The organism is Sporosarcina sp. P7 (assembly GCF_002743425.1).
Classification (GTDB): Bacteria; Bacillota; Bacilli; order Bacillales_A; family Planococcaceae; genus Sporosarcina.
In genome coordinates this window covers 186,254-200,398 of record NZ_PDZF01000003.1, presented here as the reverse complement: position 1 = coordinate 200,398, position 14,145 = coordinate 186,254, and the positions used below count along the sequence as shown (strand labels likewise).

The 14,145-nt window shown below is 38.6% G+C and carries 11 protein-coding genes and 1 pseudogene; 2 read left to right on the top strand and 10 right to left on the bottom strand.

All coding sequences use genetic code 11. The features are described 5' to 3' along the window. Nucleotides 1-698: 698 nt before the first annotated feature. The 3 genes from pdxR to CSV60_RS05215 form a co-directional block, all read right to left on the bottom strand. On the bottom strand, nucleotides 699-2,135 hold the full coding sequence (gene pdxR, locus CSV60_RS05225) for a MocR-like pyridoxine biosynthesis transcription factor PdxR (protein WP_099636204.1): 1,437 nt from the start codon (nucleotides 2,133-2,135) through the stop codon (nucleotides 699-701). Between the two features lie 217 nt (nucleotides 2,136-2,352). Continuing rightward, a complete protein-coding gene (locus CSV60_RS05220) occupies nucleotides 2,353-3,243 on the bottom strand; it encodes a cation diffusion facilitator family transporter (protein ID WP_099632142.1) in 891 nt (296 codons plus the stop codon). Between the two features lie 218 nt (nucleotides 3,244-3,461). Then, entirely contained in the window at nucleotides 3,462-4,346 is an 885-nt protein-coding gene (locus CSV60_RS05215; RefSeq protein ID WP_099632143.1) for a LysR family transcriptional regulator, read from the bottom strand. 121 nt (nucleotides 4,347-4,467) lie between these two features. On the opposite strand from CSV60_RS05215, the gene CSV60_RS05210 reads away from it, so the two are divergent. Beyond that, nucleotides 4,468-5,409: a DMT family transporter gene (locus CSV60_RS05210; protein ID WP_099636203.1), complete on the top strand. Its 942-nt coding sequence runs from the start codon at nucleotides 4,468-4,470 to the stop codon at nucleotides 5,407-5,409. Between the two features lie 355 nt (nucleotides 5,410-5,764). Here CSV60_RS05210 and CSV60_RS05205 read toward each other — a convergent pair whose 3' ends face one another. The 6 genes from CSV60_RS05205 to CSV60_RS05170 form a co-directional block, all read right to left on the bottom strand. Further along, a complete protein-coding gene (locus CSV60_RS05205) occupies nucleotides 5,765-6,451 on the bottom strand; it encodes an acetylglutamate kinase (protein ID WP_099636202.1) in 687 nt (228 codons plus the stop codon). A gap of 1,134 nt (nucleotides 6,452-7,585) precedes the next feature. After that, a complete protein-coding gene (locus tag CSV60_RS05195) occupies nucleotides 7,586-8,416 on the bottom strand; it encodes an alpha/beta hydrolase family protein (protein ID WP_233189535.1) in 831 nt (276 codons plus the stop codon). A gap of 523 nt (nucleotides 8,417-8,939) precedes the next feature. Further along, on the bottom strand, nucleotides 8,940-9,107 hold the full coding sequence (locus CSV60_RS05185) for a Fe3+ hydroxamate ABC transporter substrate-binding protein (RefSeq protein ID WP_099636199.1): 168 nt from the start codon (nucleotides 9,105-9,107) through the stop codon (nucleotides 8,940-8,942). 135 nt (nucleotides 9,108-9,242) lie between these two features. Further along, nucleotides 9,243-9,665, bottom strand: a complete 423-nt coding sequence (locus CSV60_RS05180) for a VOC family protein (protein WP_099636198.1) — start codon at nucleotides 9,663-9,665, stop codon at nucleotides 9,243-9,245. 219 nt (nucleotides 9,666-9,884) lie between these two features. Next, nucleotides 9,885-10,790: a chemotaxis protein gene (locus CSV60_RS05175; RefSeq protein WP_099632148.1), complete on the bottom strand. Its 906-nt coding sequence runs from the start codon at nucleotides 10,788-10,790 to the stop codon at nucleotides 9,885-9,887. Between the two features lie 146 nt (nucleotides 10,791-10,936). Then, nucleotides 10,937-12,967: a bifunctional diguanylate cyclase/phosphodiesterase gene (locus CSV60_RS05170; protein ID WP_099636197.1), complete on the bottom strand. Its 2,031-nt coding sequence runs from the start codon at nucleotides 12,965-12,967 to the stop codon at nucleotides 10,937-10,939. Between the two features lie 293 nt (nucleotides 12,968-13,260). On the opposite strand from CSV60_RS05170, the pseudogene CSV60_RS05165 reads away from it, so the two are divergent. Next, nucleotides 13,261-13,413, top strand: a pseudogene (locus tag CSV60_RS05165) (nucleoside triphosphate pyrophosphohydrolase); the annotation flags it as partial. Between the two features lie 136 nt (nucleotides 13,414-13,549). Here the strand turns inward: CSV60_RS05165 and CSV60_RS05160 are convergent. Further along, a complete protein-coding gene (locus CSV60_RS05160) occupies nucleotides 13,550-14,140 on the bottom strand; it encodes a class I SAM-dependent methyltransferase (protein WP_099636195.1) in 591 nt (196 codons plus the stop codon). Between the last annotated feature and the right edge of the window lie 5 nt (nucleotides 14,141-14,145).

The following is a 14,145-nucleotide window of genomic DNA, read 5'->3' as shown; positions in this document are numbered from 1 at the left end:
TATACTACTACTGAATATGGGGGCGCTAAATTTTATTAAAGAATCGCGCCCAATTGCAGATGTCCTTTTTTATTTAATCTCTTTTTACATTTATAGTTATGTGAGTGACTGGCACTCGACGACAAGATACCCGCTACATTAAAAGTGGTTGGTTTAAATAACCCCTAAGTGGATGGTCCCCGAAAATGCTTTGTATTATAGAATTATACTGTATAGAATGAAGAAATGTATTTCTAAAAAGGAGGAAGGCGTAAAGGTGTTCCTTATTGCATCAATGATTCTCGTGGTCATTATTTTAGCGGTCGGACTAATTATGACCATATCCACTGCTAATTCTATGAATAAAGATTATAGTAGTAAAAAAAGTTTTTCCAATTTGCTGTGGATTTATGTTTTATCACTCCCAGTTATTGTTATATTGACTCTTGTATCTATATTTATATTTTATTAACATCGGTGGACGGTTCAGGTCCCGTGAAAAGGCATATGTTTTCGAGTCTCAGGAACCGTCTAAGTCCACTGAAAAAGTTCGTATTTCACTAATACATTCTGTAGATTCTTCCCTGTAGGTTCCTTGACCGCGGGGTGGATTATTCATCATCGTTCCCTGAATTATGTGGTTGACGTTACAGTACGACAACGACACAATTCTAGGGAGCAAATGTGGCAGCCAAACATTCATTGGCATTCTTCAAACATTATCCCCTGTAACTTCTTAGCGCGTAGGCGAACCTTGAAATGCCTTCTTGTATGGAAGCTCCGTTACCTTTACCATAAGTAAATCGTACGTATCCATTCTTTGAACCCATTAGTCTTCCAGGTACAAATGAAACGCCATTTTTCATAGATTCTTCAAGTAACTTATATTCATCCATTTCGTGGTGTATTTTACACCATAAATGAATTCCGCCTTGTGGCACTACATATGTAACTTCATTTTTAGTTAAACTGTCCAATGCTAAAATTAACGCATCTCTACGCTCCTTCAGTTGGATCCTTAAATTTGAAACATGTTTATCAAATTGAGGGGAATCTAGAAATTGATTTGCTATCCATTGTGGAAAAACACTATGACCGAAGTCTATTTGCTGTTTGCCGTCTGATAAACGCGTAATCACTTTTTCTGGTCCAATAATCCAACCAATGCGTAATCCTGATGCAACCACTTTTGATAAGGAACTAATGTATAGAACATTTTCATTATCATCCATTGACTTTAACGTGGGTCCAATGTCCCCATCGAATGACGTCAAATTATACGGATCATCCTCAATTATGGGAATACCGTACGTTGAGGATAATTCCACTATTCTCTTTCGACGTTCTAGCGACATTTTTGTGCCAGTAGGATTTTGATAATCAGGATTTAAAAAAAGCATACGAATTCGATGTTTTCTTTGTAAAGCTACAATATCATCAGGATTTAAGCCATATTGATCAACTGGGAGTAATAGCGTTTTAATACCAAACGATTGAAAGATCGGTAAAGAGAATGCGTAGGATGGATCTTCAATAGCAACTGTATCACCTGGTTTTAACAGGCACTGAACGATTAGGTGGATGGCTTGCTGAGCGCCCGATGTAATCAGTATGGAGTTTGGCTCAACTTCCATATTTTTATAGGTTTTTACATGTTGACAAATGGTCTCCCGTAATTCCACATCGCCTAAAGGATGATCGTACCCTAAATTCCCATCAAACGTATAATCCTTAAGAATCCTAGCGAATTGGGCGTTAGTTTGTAAATCTGCTGCAAGTTCCCCGCTTGATAGGTTAATCATTCCTTCTTGCTCCGTTTCATTACGAAGTTTCTGTACAAGAGGAAGATTCGGAAGAAATGATCCATCCTCCACATATCTACCCCAATTCGGGACCCTTTTATGAGTTAGTCCCCATATATCCGTATTGATATACGTGCCGCTTCCTTTTTTTCTGACAATTAATCCACTCGCCTCTAACTCATCATAAGCCGTCACAACTGTACTCCGATTGATCTGTAACTTTTTTGCTAACTCACGTTCAGATGGCAATGGCTGGTCCTGAGATAAATCTCCCGATATAATCCCATTCTCTATTTGTTCCGCAAGTTGCCTATACATCGGTTTTTTTATTGAACGGTCTAGCATAAATTGCATTAAACTCCACCCTCTATTTATATGTTTTCAATATACTAAATTTCGTCGTATGCTCGTAGTGAATTAGTACATGTTAGTATATCATCCCTTACCAGCTGTATCTCTATAGAAGTGGTAAAGATGATCTTGGCCATTTCAACTACATCTGTATCATCATTTGTAGGTAACTTTCGAAGTTCAATCTAATTCTCCCCCACTATGGTTCGTTACTCCGTTCTTATTCCCCTTCGTTACACGTGGTATTTGGTTCTACATGAACGTGAACATCATATACATCATTTTTTTCTTTTAGTTTTTTTTCAACTAATGTGGAAATGTCATGTGCTTGTTTGAGACTTAAGGTTGGTTGAACCAGAATTACAATATCAACTACTGCATTATTACCGTAATACCTACCTTTAATTTCTTTAATTTTTTGAACATCTTTTATGGTTTGAATGGTTTTTTTATAAATTTCAATTTGATTTTCATCAAAACCATCACTTAAATCATGAGAAGCCTCTCTGAAAATATCCCATGCTGTTTTACAAATAAGGAATCCTACTGCTAATGCAGTCAAAGTATCAAGCCATGGCATATTTAACTGTGAACCGAATATGCCTATAGCAGTTCCGATACTGACCCAGGCGTCTGAAATATTGTCTTTGGCAGCAGCCATGACAGCTTGGCTGTTTATTTTTAATGCTAATTTTTTATTGTATCGATAAACAAAGTACATGACTATAAAGGAGAAGATACCGACATATCCTGCCATGATATCTGGCGATTCCTTTCCTCCCTGGAAAAAGGAAGTGGCTGTGCTAATTAAAACTTGTATACCCACTGCCATCATAATGAAAGAGGCCACAAGCGATGCAATTGTTTCACTTTTCCAATGGCCATATTTATGATTTTTATCTGCGGGTTTCCTCGATAATTTTAGTCCGATCAAGACAGCAATCGATGCTATAATATCCGTTGTATTATTTAAACCATCTGCCTTAAGGGCTTCAGAGTCGCTCAGATACCCTATAAATAATTTTAAAACGGATAGACATATATAAGCGACTATACTGAGATAGGCTCCTCTTTCACCTAATTTCAGATTATGATACCTTTGCTCTTCCAAAAAAATTCAACTCCTTATCATAGAGATTTATCAGAGACGATGTTACACAGGATGAAAACTCGCCTTCAGACAACATGAACCTATGATTACGTCTAGCCAAAGGTTCATTTTTTTGAAGAAGTATATTTTATTGATACATTTCTTTTTTCAGCTTCCCACAATCTGGCGTCCCCAGTATCTTACATAAGCGCGCCCCATTTTTGAAGATATAGCTAATGCTACTCGAACTTTGGAGGCTCACTTAGCCATGATTTCAGATATTCAATGAACTTTTTCGTAGATGGAGCAAGGGTTTTAAAAGATGAAACCGCAATACCAATTGTTCGATAATTTTCTCCCTCTAGTTTAAGGGCTCGAACATTAGTTGGAATCCGATGTAAAACCATTTCAGGAAGTATACTAATTCCCATACCATTTCCGACCATTGCAATAATTGCCTGGTCATCTGTCAGTTCAAATTTTATATTAGCTGTAACATGGTGTTCTTTTAAAATTCTTATTAAATCGTTATCACTCCCTTTTTTCGACTTGATGAGAGGCTCCCCTTTAATCATTTCAAAACTAATTTCATTTTGATCGGCAAGAGGGTGCTCGTTTGAAAGGATACAGAGCAATCGATCTTTTCTTAAGGGAATTACTTCAAAGTGTTGCGAAGTCGGTAGGGACACAAACCCAAAATCAACTAAGCCAGTTGCGATCCAATGCTCGACATCGTCATAGTCCCCTTCCATCAATTTGATTTCGATCGAAGGATAATGGTCAGTAAATTTTTTTAAGATTTCAGGTAACCAGTGTACAGACACGCTAGAAATTGTTCCAATACGTACTGTACCAATTTCCAACCCATTGATACTGGCTATTTCTTGACCCAACTCTTCGTTCCATTTTAGTATTTCACGTATGTATGTTAATATGCGCTCTCCGTTACTGGTCAATTGAATACCTGAACGGTCTCGATTGAGTAAGGTAAATCCCCATTCTGATTCAAGGCTGGCTATAGCATGACTCACAGCCGATTGGCTTAAACCGATTGTTTCGCCCGCTTTTGTTAGGCTCCCTAATTCCACCACGGTACTGAATATCTCAAACTTCACTAAAGACACTTTGACCCCTCCTCTTGCATGAAAATCATTCATGTCATTCTTCACAAACATTCATTTTTCTAATCTTCAGTTTACAGCTATACTTATAAACAATCAATTCGTGATGGGATAGGTGATCAAAATGAATCGGAATACGTCGTCCGGGGTAGTACATAGGATAGGATCGGATACTCAATTAAAGGCAAATTTCATGATGCTGATTGTGACGATGCTTTGGGGTTCATCCTATTTGTTTACAAAAATAGGTCTTGATTCTATTCAAGAGTTTAACCTGATAGCACTACGTTTTGGCATAGCCTTTATATTAGCCGGCGCTGTATTTTACAAGCGGTTAATACGTATAGATCTCAAAACAGTGTTTTATGGATTTCTACTAGGGTCCATCTTATTCGTATTATTTACGGTTGTTACGATCGGATTAAAATTCACATCTATTTCAAATGCAGGATTTTTATTTAGTCTATCCGTTGTATTTGTTCCATTGTTACTAGCCATCCTATTTAGAAAAAAACCTGAAAACAAAGTGATTTTTGGTGTGGGTATCTCCATAACTGGGATTGCTCTATTGACGTTAACTAATGAATTGACGATCAATTCCGGGGACTTCCTCATCATTTTAGGTGCACTATTTTATGCCATTCTCATCATTGTGACAGACAAGTTGACGAAAAACGTTGATTCGATCGCACTCGGGATTTTACAACTCGGCTTTACTGGGGCATGGGGGCTTCTATTTTCATTATTTCTCGAAAAGCCACATCTTCCTGACACAACCAAGTCATGGGTTTCTATACTGGCTTTAAGCATACTTTGCAGTGCAATTGGATTTATTGGCCAAGCATGCGCACAAAAGTATACTACACCAACGCATACAGGTCTTATCTTTTCATTAGAACCCGTTTTTGCAGCATTATTTGCTTTTATTTTCGTACAGGAAACACTACAAGCTACAGGATATGTAGGGGCAATTCTTATTTTAATTGGTATCTTAACCGCTAAGTTTACTGTTAAACGGCCTTTCAGAAAAAGATTCAACCAAACAGTTGATGGTTCTGAATTCTAGCCAACTATCCACGATCAACATGGTAAAGGGTATTCAAAGGCATGTAATTATTCATTGCAAGGGTCCGGCTAGCCTCCTTAGTGTATTGGGAGATGTTAGCATTCACGTAAATACGCAACTTTGCTTAGGTTTCTTTCTTCATCAAATGTCCCTTTAAAAGAAAAATAAGCGCTATTCTTTATTACAGAATAGCGCTCGTTTGTTGAATAACTAATGAGCTTTTATTAACTGATAGTAACTTACAAGCGTTAATATTTCTTATGTGCATACATTCTTGCCATTGTTAAACTAAATTAATAAGGCACTGAAATTATAATTAGTTCCATTTAATACCTGATTGTGCAATCAACAACTCTTATCCTGAAAAAAATTGGGGGAATTGTTTCACAATCGCATTAGTTAGTGTGTCCGCCATTTGTAAAGCTTCTGCCTCAATTTTGTTAAACACATCAATACTTGATTGAATATTGTTTTGGAGTATAAGTACTGCTTCCTGTTTAGTAAGAGCCAGATGCTCGAAAAACATTGCTTGTAATTTATCTTTTGAAATAAAAGGATTTATTTTACTTAGAAATTCAGCAATTTCTTCTCCATTTTCGTGCCATCTTCGATCTATAGCTGCTACAGCTCTCTGATCACCGGCTTTTGCAGCTTTGACAAGTTCCGCGGCAATTACCAGGTGCTCCCTTATTAATTTGCTGTACATGTCGGCTATTTTATCTCCATAGTAAGGTCTCAATAAATTTCCATTATCTGTAGCGTTTTGGAGTAGACGTGCGGTAACAGCATCTATATCAGGTGAATTAAAAGCAATGCTATTTATTATCATTCTTGTCCAGTATACGTGTTGTAACCAAACTAAACGCATGGAATTATTTAAACTATCTTTCCGTTGATTATAAATAGGTTTGTCACCCCATCCCTCATGACATTGAGGATTATGGTCAAATTTACAATTCGCTCCACATTGACAATAAGGGTTTAAACAATTACGTTGATAATAAGGGTAACCGCCGTAATACCCCTGATTATTTTGCCACATCTTTCATCCCTCCAGAACCTTTAGTTCTCATTAAATTACTATATGTAATATAATTCAATTAGGTGTTTGTCCTTCCGAGTTGAATGATTCACTTTCGTAAATCAGCAATTTTTAATTTGAAACTTTTTCGGGATTGCTTTACAATCGCATCAGTTATTGTGTCCGCCATTTGTAAAGTTTGCGCCTCAATTTTGTTAAACGCAGCAATACTTGATTAAACATTGATTCGGAGTATAAGTACTACTTCCTGTGTAGTAATATCCACGTGCTTAAAAACATTTCCTGGAATTCATCTTTTGAAATAAAAGGGTTTATTCTACTCAGATATTCGGCAATTTCTTCACAATTTTCGTACCATCTTCTCGTTATAGCTTCCACAGCTTTCTGATTGCCAGCTTTTGCAGCTTTGACAAGTTCCACAGCAATTAACAGGTGCTCCCTTATTAATTTGCTGTATCTCTCGGCTACTCTATTTCCATAGAAAGGCTTTAATAAGCCTTATTTCCACAATCTGGCCCGATTGTTGAAAAAGCCGACTTCTAATATCTCTATTTTTTCACAAAATTATTTTTCCTCTTCAATGGTATCAGTTATTTCAAATACAATGTTCGATACTTCTATTAGCCGTGCAATTAGCAGAGACACATAAATTTCTGTATTGCTATTTATTGGTTTACCAATTGCGTTGTTATTTTTTGCTGATAACCGCTTTAAGCAGTGTTATAGGTACAAAAATAAGGACACCAATTCATATGCGAATTGTGTCCCCTATTGGTATCTATTTACTATTTTCTCCCCGTAGTATACGTGCAATATCTCACATGCAACATATTAGTATTCACGTAAATACGCAACTTTGCCTAGGTTTCTTCCTTCATCAAATGTCCCTTTAAAAGAAAAATAAGCGCTATCCTTTATTACAGAATAGCGCCCGAAAATCTACTGCCTCTTCTTGATTAATTACATAAGCATCGTTTGATCGAATTTTCTTAGCCATTAAACTTTATCCTTTTTGTTTTTTACACTTTTATCAAGATCTCCTTGTTGAAAGATCCAATCAGCAATGTCATATATGACTTGCCTGTCGACATGTTGAGAGACTTTATACTCTTTTTTCGCCTTTCGTACCTCACCTTAAACAGAAGGCATAAAGGCATGATTTAGGTTTGGATAAAGTTTATACGAAACGTTCGGCTTATCTTCCAATATTTTTTTATACCCATTAAAATCCTTTTGCACCGAGAGATGAAAATCTTTCTCTCCTTGCAGAATGAATAGGGGTTTATTTAATGCCGTCAGATAATTAGTAGAAGGATGTTCGCCCATTTCTTTGAAATAGTAGGCTCTAACATGTTTCCCAAAAACTTTAGTTGATTTTGCATCTTCATCACTTAGATTGTATATGTTCTCAAACTTTGATGATAATGCTGCAATTTGTTTTCTGGCAATGCCTTTCAAAAACTTATTCAAGGAATTCAAAACTTCGTTATTTTGGTCCATTAGAATATCTTCAAATTTGCGTGGAGACCCGCCCATAATAATGATTCCAGCAAAGTACCCGCCCTCTGCATCTATTCTCGGGGCTAGCATTCCTCCTAAACTATGACCAATAATAAAAATTTTATTTGAATCAATACGTGAGTCCCTTCGCAAAAGATCAGCAGCGAGAATAGCATCATCTATGCATTCTTCTTTTACCGACAGTGTACTATCACTTCTCATTTCTTTTCCATATACAAATGTTCTTTTATCGTATCGCAATACTGCAATTCCTTTTTCCGACAAACCCTCAGCAAGATCCTTAAATGGATAGACGTTCCCGATTTTTTCATCCATATTGCTTGGACCAGAACCATGAACCAATACAACAGCAGGAAATAATCCGTTTATTTCTTTAGGAATGGTCAAGATTCCGTTCAATTGATGTGCAGTTTCTGAACCTATAATAACATTTTCATCAGCCACTTTGTTCACCCCCATAATTGATTGCTACACTACACTAACTATTAATATCAATAAAAAATTACGACGAAATACACCCATTTTTGAATAAAAAATCATCAGGTAATGCCCCCCTTCTATCGGTCAAATTCAACAATCCGACTCGATTGTGGGAAATCCTTATTCAGTTATCACGCCCGTAAATTAAAAACGAATACTTTATACTTTCATTTGTTTTTTTGGCAAGAAAACGAATAATTTAAATTCAAAAAGCCCCCTTGTAATTCAGGTATCCCATCTACTTCATAACATTCTTCGCTCGCAAGACGGATTTCCTTATTGTTGAAATACGATTGGGTAGTAATTAAAATTGTCATCATTACAAAAGACAAAGTGCTTAGTAGTATAATTCCTTTAGTTCTGTTTTTCATATTATCGCTCCTCGTACAAGCACGGATTTGCTACTACAAATATTTCACAATCTGACCCAATTTACAGCATGCCGTTATTCGATTACCACGCCCGATTGTTGAATAATTTCCAGTATTTAATTGCGTTTAGAACAATCTGTACAATAAATTTGGCTCTCATTTTTCAAATACGCTTTTATTTCTACCATGCCGACATATTGTGGAACTTTCATTTCCACATAGATTTCTTCACCAGGTTTAACCTCTCGATTGCAAGTAGAACAATATAACGTACGCTTGAACAATTGACTGCCTCCCTTTACTACAAAATGGTCCTATTGTGGAAAGGACGCAAATCCTTCGTCAAGAATTGCGACCGGTTGTTGAAGATCGATATTGAACTAAAGCAACCTTAGTTGAAAATGAAGTGATATAAAACCTTATTCTGTTAATTCCCAAGCTGGATTCCAAACTACTTCCCACAAATGCCCGTCTGGGTCTTGGAAGTATCCGGAGTACCCTCCCCAAAAGGTATCGTGTGCCGGAACAGTAATAAATGCACCTGCTTTCTCCGCCTGTTCCATTACCATATCGACCTCTTCTTTACTTCCAACATTATGACCAATCGTAAATTCGGTAGGACTTTTTGGTGTCTGATTTATGCTTGTGTCATAGGCTATATTCTTACGATTCCAAATGGCGAGTTTTACGCCTGATTGTAAATTGAAAAATGCAACTGCACCATACTCAAATTCTTGGCCTACTATTCCTTCCGTTGGTAATCCGAGTCCTTCCTGATAGAACTTCAATGACCTTTCCAAATCATCTACACCCAATGTTATAACCGAAATCCGTGGTTTCATCTAATGCCTCCTAAAAAATTATTTTGTACGTTTTTATATATGGGGTCTAATAAATAAAATATTTTGCGTTGTTATTTTTTGCTGATTACCGCTTTAAGCATGGATATAGGTACAAAAATAAGGACGCTAATTCATATGCGAATCGCGTCCCCAATTGGTATGCTATTTACTGTTTTCTCTCCGTGTTCTGAATCCGTTCACAGTACACGAAAGTCTTTTTTACAATATATACTTATCGATCTTCAATACCAATTCTGCGATTTCCGGCTTACTGACTTGATCGTCAGCTCCAACACTATCTCCTTTATGCTTCAAGTCATCTGTGATGAGTGAAGAGAAGATGATAATCGGCAGTCCCGCAAGTTGAGGCGTTTCACGAATTCGTTTTGTGAAATGGTGTCCGTCCATTTGTGGCATCTCGATATCCGTGATGACCAACTGGACTTCCTCTTTCACATCAACACCATCCGCCACTAGCGTTTCCAAATAATCAAACGCATCTTTGCCGTTTTCATAAAAGTCGAGATTCGCGTAGCCTGCTTCATTGAGCGTGTCATACAATAACTTACGCAATAACGGGGAATCTTCCGCAATCAAAATGCGTTTATTTGATCGTTCACGCTTCCCAAGCTTCTTCACTTGCTCCAAGTTAATACCTGCGTCTGGATTAATATCCATAATGATCTTTTCGAAATCAAGCAACAGCAACATATCGCCATCGAGCTTGATGACGCCAATCACCTGAGAGTTTTCCGCTGCATAAATGCCAGAAGGTTTCTCAATTTGATTCCAAGAAATACGGTGGATCTGCGTCACGTTATGTACGCGGAAAACGACCGTTTGTTTATTGAATGATGCGACGATATACTTTGCATCTTCTGGATGGCTTGAAGGGGCCATTCCTAAAATTTTCTCCATACTGACGACGGGCAATACTTCGCCACGCAACTGAATAATTCCTTCCACCGCAAAATGTGCATGGGGAATCGGCGTGATTTTCAATGGCATGATAATTTCCTTCACTTTGATCACGTTAATGCCATAACGGTTCCCTTGCATCTCAAATCCGACAATCTCCAGCTCATTTGTGCCACTTTCCAATAAAATTCCTGAATCATTGGACACGCTCTTCCACCCTCTCAGACAATATGGTCAATTGCTAATATATGTATTCCAAGAATATATGATTCATTGGTGCGATAGAACTAGTATATCACACCAATTGACTATCAATCTATGGGTATATAAATAAATCTAGTAATGAGTTCGAGTTAAGGATGTACGAAACCTCGCGTATTTGACTCTGCCAGCCAGCTTTCGAGTTGTGGAACGGTCAAGGGTTTCGAGAAATAGTATCCTTGGAAAGTCAAATCAGACTTCAAACCAAGCAGAAATTCCACTTGTTCTTCTTTCTCTACGCCTTCGACGACTATTGTCAGATCCATCGAGCATCCGATCGCTATGATGGCATTCAGCACTGCACTGTTCTTCGCTGGCGCGGGTACTCTGTCTGTAAAGGACTTATCGATTTTCAGCGTCGTAATCGGCATCTGCTGTAAAAAGGACAACGACGACACGCCAGTCCCGAAATCATCAAGCGCGATCGAAAATCCATAGCGCCTGAATCGTTTCATAGCCGCAATAGCCTGGTTAGTGGATTTCGCCGTACTCGTTTCCGTTAGCTCCAGTTCAATACGACTTGGATCGAATCGATACGCAGTGGTTTCTTTCCATAACAGATCGAGTAAATGTGGTTCTGTCACGTATTCGCCAGGAATGTTAATGGCTACTTGCGGTACATGAATACTTTGCGAATCCCAGTTATGAATCTGTCTGCACACTTCGCGAATAACCCAGTCCGTCACTTCTCCCATTCGCCCTTCTTGCTCTAGGATCGGAATGAACGTCGTTGGGGGGATCGCGCCAAGTTTCGGGTGCGTCCAACGAAGCAATGCTTCCACACCGACAAACTCATGGCTAGCCCCTTTTACTTTCGGTTGATAGACGAGATAGATCTGTCTTTCATCCAACGCTTTGGAAATATCGCGCAAGACATCTTGCTCATACGACATTCCGTGGGTCACTGGATCGAACGTCACCAATCCCCACTCATGTGAAGCTGCCGCTTGTTCCACAACCATCAATGCTTCTTTATACAACGTCTTCACAGATTTGTTTTGATCAGCCTTAGCTAATCCACATGCATAGCGCATCTCTTGGTTTTTAATAGATAATAATTGATCCATATCACGCTGCATGAGGACTAAGTTTTTATAAAAGTCTACGGTACGTCCCGTAGATTCCACACAAAATAGATAACGATTTCCGCTGACACGATATAACTGTGCATAGGAAGGTTTCCACTTCGCAAACAACTCACCGATTTGCTGCAAGATCTTATCTCCTTCTGAGTAGCCGTATAATTGATTGATACGTGGCAGATCAGGGAAATTCCAAATCGCAACATCTCCCGCTGCGACTTCATCGGTCAAACAACGTTCCCAATTCCGGCGATTCGGCAGTTTTGTCAAGACATCGAAATACTTCAGCCAATAATCGACATAGCCGTCAATATAGGAGATCAATAACATGCCGATAAGCAAAAGCCCAGAGCCAACACCGATCAAAATATTCATCACTTGCATATGCATAACAGACTCACTTAACGCTTGTCCTTCTTCTACATAATACGTAGTAGCGAGTATGCCTAGATAATGCATAGAAAGTGTCCCGACTGTCAGGGAAAATGTCGCAAGTACTTTTGATAGCGAAATACGTTCTAGATTGCTGATTTCCCGCAATGCGAGATATGCAAGCAATCCAGCAATCACGTTCCCCGCTATAAGTAATTTCCAATCGTAGACGATTACAGCATCCACCTTCATCGCTTTCATACCTATAAAGTGCATAGCGGTCGTACCTTGCGCAATCAACGCTGCCCCTACTGCATGACGCCAACAAGCTTTCATCGGACTACATACAAGCTGGAACGCAAGTAATGTCGCAAAGAAAATGGGCAATATACAAACGAATGCCCACCCATAATGCACATGCACTTCAATCGGCAACAAGAGTGAATTCATCGCAAGAAAATGGGTTGCCCAAATCCCAAACGATAATGCCAGTGAAGCCAATAAGAGCCATACTTCCCGCTTAAAGAAACTTGGCTTTAGCATACGATCATATAATACGAGTGTGGTATAGGAAGAGAACGCTATCACCAAAAATGATGCGAGTATCATTTTCGGTGAAAAGGAACCGATTAATTGTGTATAGTCTTGGTAGTCTGGTGTCGAAAACATCCGTTCCACCTCCTTACCCCGTTAGATAGGGAAATTCATACTTTATCATGATTCTAAGTACTCACAGCTAACATTGTACAAAATGAGTTGCTTACTACTTATTATTTACTATTCGACAATACTAGTCAATCAATTTTGTATATATTCTGGACATTTAGCAATCTAATCCACTAGTAATGCGGTAAGTGTATAGGGTTTTCCGTTAACCCGATGGCAAAATCTCTTTGGTTATCACAGTTTGTAAGGGATTATGGTAGAATAAAGCAAATTACAGAACTAAAGGAGAGATACAAATGCCCATCTACAATAAACTCGTTCGCGACCTCATCCCGGAGATCATCGAAGCGGATGGAAAAACTTGCGTGACCCGCATATTGAATGATTCACAATATATAGCTGAAATAAATAACAAGATGCATGAAGAACTGGCGGAGTACGAGGAAGCGAGTTATATTGGTATAGAGGCATTTAAAAAGAAAGTCGGTAAAATATATGAAAGATTCTACTCTTCAGACCAATAAAAAGACATCCAATTTTTCTAAAATTGGATGTCTTTTTATTGAGTAGATTATCACTTGGAATTTACGGTTTTTGTCCAACGAACTGGATGACATGGGACAGTCCTTTATGGAGGTCGCCTTCATGGCGTATGACCTCTCCAACGAAAAAATGAATGATTCGCCAATCACTGAATGCGTCCAGAAAGTCTTCCGGTCGGTAGAGAAAATCCAGCTCTTTGGGGCCTCCGCTTTGATAAGGGATTTGGTCTTGTGAATAGACTTCCGCTATAAAATACCCTCCAGGCTTTACGGCTTCTTTGACTCCATGAAGGGTTTTCAGTCGGACTTCTCCTGGGAAGTGGCCAAAAATATTCACAATTCCATCCCATTGATTCTGCTGCCACTGTGCTTCTGCCAGATCGATCAGTTGCGTGTTCACCTGGACACCTTGTTTTGCTGCCAACTTTTTCAACTTATCCAATCCGGATTCGGCATTGTCCCATGCCGTGACGTGCAGCCCCTGTCTGGCCAGGAAGACAGCGTTTCTTCCTTCCCCTTCCGCGATGGTCAAGACCTCCCCAGATAAATTCCCCTGCATATCCTTTAGAAATACATTCGGTTCGGTCCCATAGATGTATTTCTTGTCTTTAAAGCGTTCATTCCAGTTCACCATTGTAC